The following is a 5,410-nucleotide window of genomic DNA, read 5'->3' as shown; positions in this document are numbered from 1 at the left end:
GGGGCCAATGGCCCCCCCCCCCGCCCCGTCAGGCGGGTCCCGCCGGGGAAAGGCCGTTCACGCGGGCATGCTGTGCTGCATGCGATCTTGGCGGCCCGTTAGAGGTACCCGCCATGCCCCAGCTGCTGCGTTTGACCTACGCGAGCCGCGCCACCTTTCCACTGAACCGCTTCACCAGCGGTATCCAGAGTGAAGTGGCGCGCATCATGGTCCAGTCACGGCGAAACAACCCCCGGCAGCAGCTGGTCGGAGCGCTGTACTTCGGCGACGGCTGTTTCTTCCAGTGCCTGGAAGGACCCGAGGCGGCCGTGGAAGCCCTTTACCAGCGCCTCCACGGCGACCCCCGCCACACCGACCTGCGTGTCCTGGCCAGGGAGAACGTGTCGAGCACGCGGTTCTCGAACTGGGCCATGAAGCTGGTGCCCAATGCCGCCGAGGTGCAGGCCCTGATGGTGCGGCACGGGCGCACGACGTTCGATCCCTACAGCTTCGACGACTCCCTGCGGCAGGCCACGGTTGAGCTGCTGCTGCGCGGCGCCGACGCGGCCCTGCCGCCTGTCCCCGAAGAGCCTCGCCGGAGCCCGCCGATGCCCCCCGGGGTGAAATTGGCCATTGCCCTGGGCGCTGTCGGCGCCGTGCTGGGCGCGTTGTCACTGGCCCTGCACTTCCTTCCCTGAGGCACCACCAGGCGCGCCTCCCTCGTTTAGGAAGGCCAGCACCGGAATCACCGTTGCCTGAGGATCCTCCTGCTGCGGCACATGCCCCAGCTGCGGGAAAGTGACCAGCCGGCTGCCCGGGATATCGCCCAGGAAGCGCTCGGCGGCCGCGATGGGGATGAGCTGGTCCCGGCCACCCCACAGCAGCAGCACTGGCAGCCGTAGCCGCCGCACGCGCTGCGCGTAAGCTTCATCGGGCAGGTCGCCGAACCGGTTGCGCAGGGCGGCGCGGTTGCCGTCGCGCAGGGCCAGTTCGTAATAGCGGTCCACCAGCGCAGGAGTGACCTTCGTTGGGTCGCCGTAGACGCTGCGGACGCTGCCCTCGACCAGTGCCCGCGGCAGTACGTAGTCCATCAGCCGGTTCACACCTGGGAGCGACGCCACCACGAAGCCGATGGGCACCTTGCTGGCGCTGCGCGGATAAGCCAGTGCGTCCACCAGCACCAGTCGCTCGATGCGATCGGGCTGCGCCAGGGCAAGTTCCAGCGCAACCTGGCCGCCGAACGAGTTGCCTGCCACCACCGCCCGCCGCACGTCCAGCGCGTCGAGCAGATGCGACGCGAAGCGCGGATACGCGGCAATGCGGTGGTCACCGTCTGGAAACGGCCCAGTGAGTCCGAACCCGGGAAGGTCCACGCGGATCACGCGGCGCCCGGAAGCGACCAGCAGCGGCGTCCATCCATCCCAGGTGTGCAGGCTGTCGGAGGTGCCGTGCAGCAGCAGGATAGGCGTGGGATCGTCGCGCGGACCCTCGTCGCGCAAGTGCACCTGCATGCCGTCCAGAGGCAGGAACGTCGACGGCGGCGGCGCCCAGCGCGCCTTCAGTTGGTCCGCCGACCGGGACGGCGCCCAGAACGCCGCCACCAGCACGACCAACCCCAGGCCCAGTGCACAAGCGCCATACGCCAGCCACCGCAGCATGGACTTCCAGCGCGGACGGCGGGTCATTCGCGCTTGAGCAGTGACTTGAGGTTGGCGAAGGGGTTGCCGGTGGCAGGCGCCACCTTGTCCTCGGCGTCCAGCGCGCTCACGCCGGTGTGGTCGACGTAGCGCGAGTGTTCATTGTCGTGGCAGTACACGCACAGCAGCTCCCAGTTGCTGCCGTCGGCCGGATTGAAATCGTGGTCGTGGTTGCGATGGTGCACCGTGAGCTCGGTCAGGTTGGTGCGTGTGAACTCACGGGCGCAGCGGCCGCAGATCCAGGGGTACATCTTCAGCGCGCGCTCGCGATAACCGAGGTCGCGCTGGGCGGCATCGCGCCGGGACTGGGCGATGATGCGGTCCACTTCCTCGCGGGATTTTCCGGTAGACATGGGCGTAGCCAACCTCGGGATGGACCCCGGGTGGGTCCGTCAGGTCAGCAGCATGCCTCGCAGCATGTAGAAGGACAATGCCGCCAGCAGCGCCGACGCCGGCACCGTAATGATCCAGGTGGCGATGATGCGCAGCACAAGCGAGCGCTTCACCAGCTCCTTGCGGTGCTGCTTGCGCAGCAGCTTGCGGTCGGACTTCACCAGGTAGTCCGGGCCCTGGCGCCGTTTGAAATCGAGCTTGAGCTCGGCCAGCATCTGGCCACGCTGCTCGATGGTGGCCGCGCTGAAGCGCGCCATGAACTCGTCCAGCGCCGGCTGGTCGCCGTCGGGATGGTGCGACTTGATGTCCTCGACGATGCGGCTGTAGTTGGTCTTGAGGTATTCACGCAGGAAGCCGACGCCGAACACCGCGCCCACCGCCACGTGGGTGGTGCTGATCGGCAGCCCCAGCTGGCTGGCCAGGATCACCGTCAGCGTGGCGGCCATGGCGATGCAGTAGGCGCGCATCGGATCGAGCTCGGTGATCTCGCTGCCTACCGTGCGGATAACGCGCGGCCCGAACAGCGCCAGGCCCACCACGATGCCCAGCGCACCCAGCGCCATCACCCAGAACGGTATGGGCGCCTTCTCGGACACCACGGTGTTGGACACCACGTCGACGATGGCCGCCAGCGGCCCGATGGCGTTGGCGACGTCGTTGGAGCCATGCGCGAAGCTCAGCATCGCCGCCGCGAAGATCAGCGGCAGGCCGAACAGCCGGTTGATGCCCGCCTTGCTGTTCTCCAGTTCGCCGCTGCGTCGCGCTATGGTCGTCTTCGACCCGAAGTACACCACCACCGCCACGCCCAGCCCCGCAAGGACGGCCGCGCCGAAGCCCACCGGCACCAGCTTGTTGAGGCCCTTGAGCAGCAGGTAGGTGGCGAACGCCCAGGCCATCAGCGCCACCAGCGCCGGAACCCGCGAGTGCGCGGCAGCCACCATGTCCTGGCGGTAGGTGATGGTGCGCTTGATCAGGTACAGGAAGCCGGCGGCGATGCCGGCGCCCATCAGCGGCGACACCAGCCAGCTCAGGGCGATGCCCGTCATGACGTCCCAATTCACCACCGCCAGCCCGCTGGCGGCGATGCCGGCACCCATCACGCCGCCCACGATGGAGTGCGTGGTGGAAATCGGCGCGCCCACGGCGCTGGCAAGGTTGAGCCACAGGGCCGCCGCCAGCAGCGCCGCCATCATGGCCCAGACGAACGTCTGGCTGTCGGCAATCAGATCGGGGTTGATGATGCCGCTGCGGATGGTACCCACCACGTCGCCGCCGGCAATCACCGCGCCCGCCGCCTCGAAAATGGCCGCGAGCACCAGCGCCCCGCCCAGCGTCAGCACCTTCGAACCCACGGCCGGGCCGACATTGTTGGCCACGTCATTGGCACCGATGTTCATGGCCATGTAGGCGCCGAACACCGCCGCCACCACCAGCACCGGGCTGGACTGGCCGTCCCGGAACCAGACGACGTAAGCGATGGTGCCCAGGATGAACAGCAGTCCCAGCCCCAGCCTGGCCAACGTATCGAGCCAGCCGCCGGCGCTTGCGGCCTTGGCTTTGGCGGGTGTGACAGGAACGTCATGGCTCATGGCGGTGGAGCTCCGGGGCTGGCCTGCGCTGGGCGCGGAGGCGCCGACGATGCCTGGGTCGGGCATCCGGCATTTTACTGCTTCATGACCGTTTTAAGACAGCCCGGGGCCGCCCGGTGTGCCGCTACAGCAGGGCTTGCTATCCTCCGGCGTATGGTAGAAGCCAGCAACGACAGGGCAGCCGCGGCGCCGGGCCAACCGGAGCCGGCCGGCCACCTGCGCACCCTGCCGCGCCGCGCGTATCGCTTCCGGGTGCTAGGCATGGGGCTGGCTTCGCTGCCGGTCATGGCGGTGCTGCACGAGCTGGGCTCCGCCTGGCCCTACTGGGCCTGGATGGTGTTCCCCTGCTTCATCTGGCCGCACCTGGCCTATGCGCTGGCCCGCACCAGCGCCGATCCTTTCAAGGCTGAGCTGCGCAACTTCCTGTTCGATTCCGTGCTGGCCGGCAGCCTGGTGCCGCTGCTTCATTTCAACCTGCTGCCCTCGGCGCTGCTGGTATCGGTGTCCATCGCCGATAAAATCAATACCGGCGTGCGCTGGCTCTGGCTGCGTTCGCTGCCGGGCCTGTTCGGCGCCATGCTGGCCGTTGGGCTGATGACGGGCTTCGAGATCGCCTACCCCACCAGCACCCTCGTTTTGCTGGCGTGCCTTCCCATCATGGTGATCCACACCCTGGCGGTAAGCCAAAGCAGCTACCAGCTGGTGCGCAAGGTGCAAAAGCAGAACCTGCAGCTGGCCGAAATTGCCCGTCGCGACCCCCTGACCGGCCTGGCAAGCCGCAGCCATTGGCAGTCCGAAGCGGCCCGGTTGCTCAAGCGCCACCAGTCGCAAGGCCATGACGCCACCCTCGCGCTGCTGGACGTGGACCACTTCAAGAGCATCAACGATCGTTACGGCCACGCCGTGGGCGACGACGTGCTGGTAGCCATCGCCGGCATCATCCGCCACACCTTGCCCCAGCACAGCCACCCCGGGCGGTGGGGTGGCGATGAGTTCGCATTGGCCATGCCCCTGGGGCTGCGCGAAGCCGAGGCGGTCGCGGAGCGGCTGCGCACCACGGTGGAGGCGATCGAGTTCCCCCACCATCCCGGCCTGCGCTGTTCCATCAGCCTGGGCCTGGCCTTGCCGCCCGACACGGGCCTGGCGCTGCGCGAATGGATGGAAGCGGCGGATCGGGCGCTGTATCGCGCCAAGCACGCCGGCCGCAACCAAACCGTGGCACGCGATCCCGTGCAGCCGCCTACCGCCTGAACGGCGGTCCCGGGCCCTGCCCCATGCCTCGACTCGCTGTCGGGAGCACCTGTGAGCGCCAGCGCACCGACGCCGCACACCCCAACGCGCAACCTGTGGCCAGCCCGGGTGCAGACCTCTGGCGTGCGTCCAGGCAACACGGGACGCAGGCTCCTGCGCCGTGCTCCATCCACTTGAAGGAATACCCATGAATCGCACTGTGATGATGCTTTCCCTGCTTGCCACCCTTGGCCTGGCGGCCTGCGAGCCGCAGCCGACCGTTGTCACCGTTCCGGCCACCACCACCCCCGGCCCGGCCGGCCCGGCCGGCGCCACTGGCGCTACCGGCAGCACCGGCAGCACCGGCGAGCAGGGCAACACGGGCAACACCGGCTACACCGGCGCCACGGGCGCAACGGGTGAACAGGGCTACACGGGCGACACCGGCGCAACCGGTGAGCAGGGTGAGCAGGGCAACCAAGGCAACCAGGGCGAAGACGGCGACGAAACGCCGTAAGGGCT

General features: G+C 68.4%; 6 protein-coding genes. 3 read left to right on the top strand and 3 right to left on the bottom strand.

The genetic code is table 11. From position 1 onward, the window contains the following. The first annotated feature begins 113 nt into the window (after window positions 1-113). Window positions 114-677 carry a BLUF domain-containing protein gene (locus K0M70_RS02245; RefSeq protein WP_290778710.1) on the top strand — a complete coding sequence of 188 codons (564 nt, stop codon included), beginning with the start codon at window positions 114-116 and terminating at the stop codon, window positions 675-677. On the opposite strand, the gene K0M70_RS02240 is transcribed toward K0M70_RS02245, so the two are convergent. From K0M70_RS02240 to K0M70_RS02230, 3 genes are read right to left on the bottom strand one after another with little or no spacing between them, the layout of a single operon-like run. Then, window positions 651-1,664, bottom strand: coding sequence for an alpha/beta hydrolase (locus K0M70_RS02240; protein ID WP_290778708.1), 1,014 nt, complete (start codon window positions 1,662-1,664; stop codon window positions 651-653). The genes K0M70_RS02245 and K0M70_RS02240 overlap by 27 nt on opposite strands. Beyond that, on the bottom strand, window positions 1,661-2,029 hold the full coding sequence (locus tag K0M70_RS02235; protein ID WP_343211186.1) for a YajD family HNH nuclease: 369 nt from the start codon (window positions 2,027-2,029) through the stop codon (window positions 1,661-1,663). The genes K0M70_RS02240 and K0M70_RS02235 overlap by 4 nt, the downstream gene beginning before the upstream one ends. A 39-nt stretch (window positions 2,030-2,068) precedes the next feature. Then, window positions 2,069-3,658, bottom strand: coding sequence for an inorganic phosphate transporter (locus K0M70_RS02230; protein WP_290778706.1), 1,590 nt, complete (start codon window positions 3,656-3,658; stop codon window positions 2,069-2,071). Between the two features lie 153 nt (window positions 3,659-3,811). Between K0M70_RS02230 and K0M70_RS02225 the strand changes: the two genes are divergently transcribed. Together K0M70_RS02225 and K0M70_RS02220 are read left to right on the top strand one after the other, a co-directional pair. Next, window positions 3,812-4,909, top strand: a complete 1,098-nt coding sequence (locus tag K0M70_RS02225) for a sensor domain-containing diguanylate cyclase (protein ID WP_290778704.1) — start codon at window positions 3,812-3,814, stop codon at window positions 4,907-4,909. A gap of 187 nt (window positions 4,910-5,096) precedes the next feature. Beyond that, window positions 5,097-5,405, top strand: coding sequence for a hypothetical protein (locus K0M70_RS02220; RefSeq protein ID WP_290778702.1), 309 nt, complete (start codon window positions 5,097-5,099; stop codon window positions 5,403-5,405). Window positions 5,406-5,410 lie beyond the last annotated feature (5 nt).

Origin of the sequence: Arenimonas sp. (genome assembly GCF_019459675.1) — a bacterium.
Classification (GTDB): domain Bacteria; phylum Pseudomonadota; class Gammaproteobacteria; order Xanthomonadales; family Xanthomonadaceae; genus Arenimonas.
Note: the sequence above shows the minus strand (reverse complement) of the source record. Positions and strands in the feature narration are given on the sequence as shown.

Bases quoted from the DNA above. Each gene is read 5' to 3' on its own strand.
- K0M70_RS02235 (WP_343211186.1), bottom strand. From the start codon at position 2,029: ATGTCTACCGGAAAATCCCGCGAGGAAGTGGACCGCATCATCGCCCAG.
- K0M70_RS02245 (WP_290778710.1), top strand. From the start codon at position 114: ATGCCCCAGCTGCTGCGTTTGACCTACGCGAGCCGCGCCACCTTTCCA.
- K0M70_RS02225 (WP_290778704.1), top strand. From the start codon at position 3,812: ATGGTAGAAGCCAGCAACGACAGGGCAGCCGCGGCGCCGGGCCAACCG.
- K0M70_RS02240 (WP_290778708.1), bottom strand. From the start codon at position 1,664: ATGACCCGCCGTCCGCGCTGGAAGTCCATGCTGCGGTGGCTGGCGTAT.
- K0M70_RS02220 (WP_290778702.1), top strand. From the start codon at position 5,097: ATGAATCGCACTGTGATGATGCTTTCCCTGCTTGCCACCCTTGGCCTG.
- K0M70_RS02230 (WP_290778706.1), bottom strand. From the start codon at position 3,658: ATGAGCCATGACGTTCCTGTCACACCCGCCAAAGCCAAGGCCGCAAGC.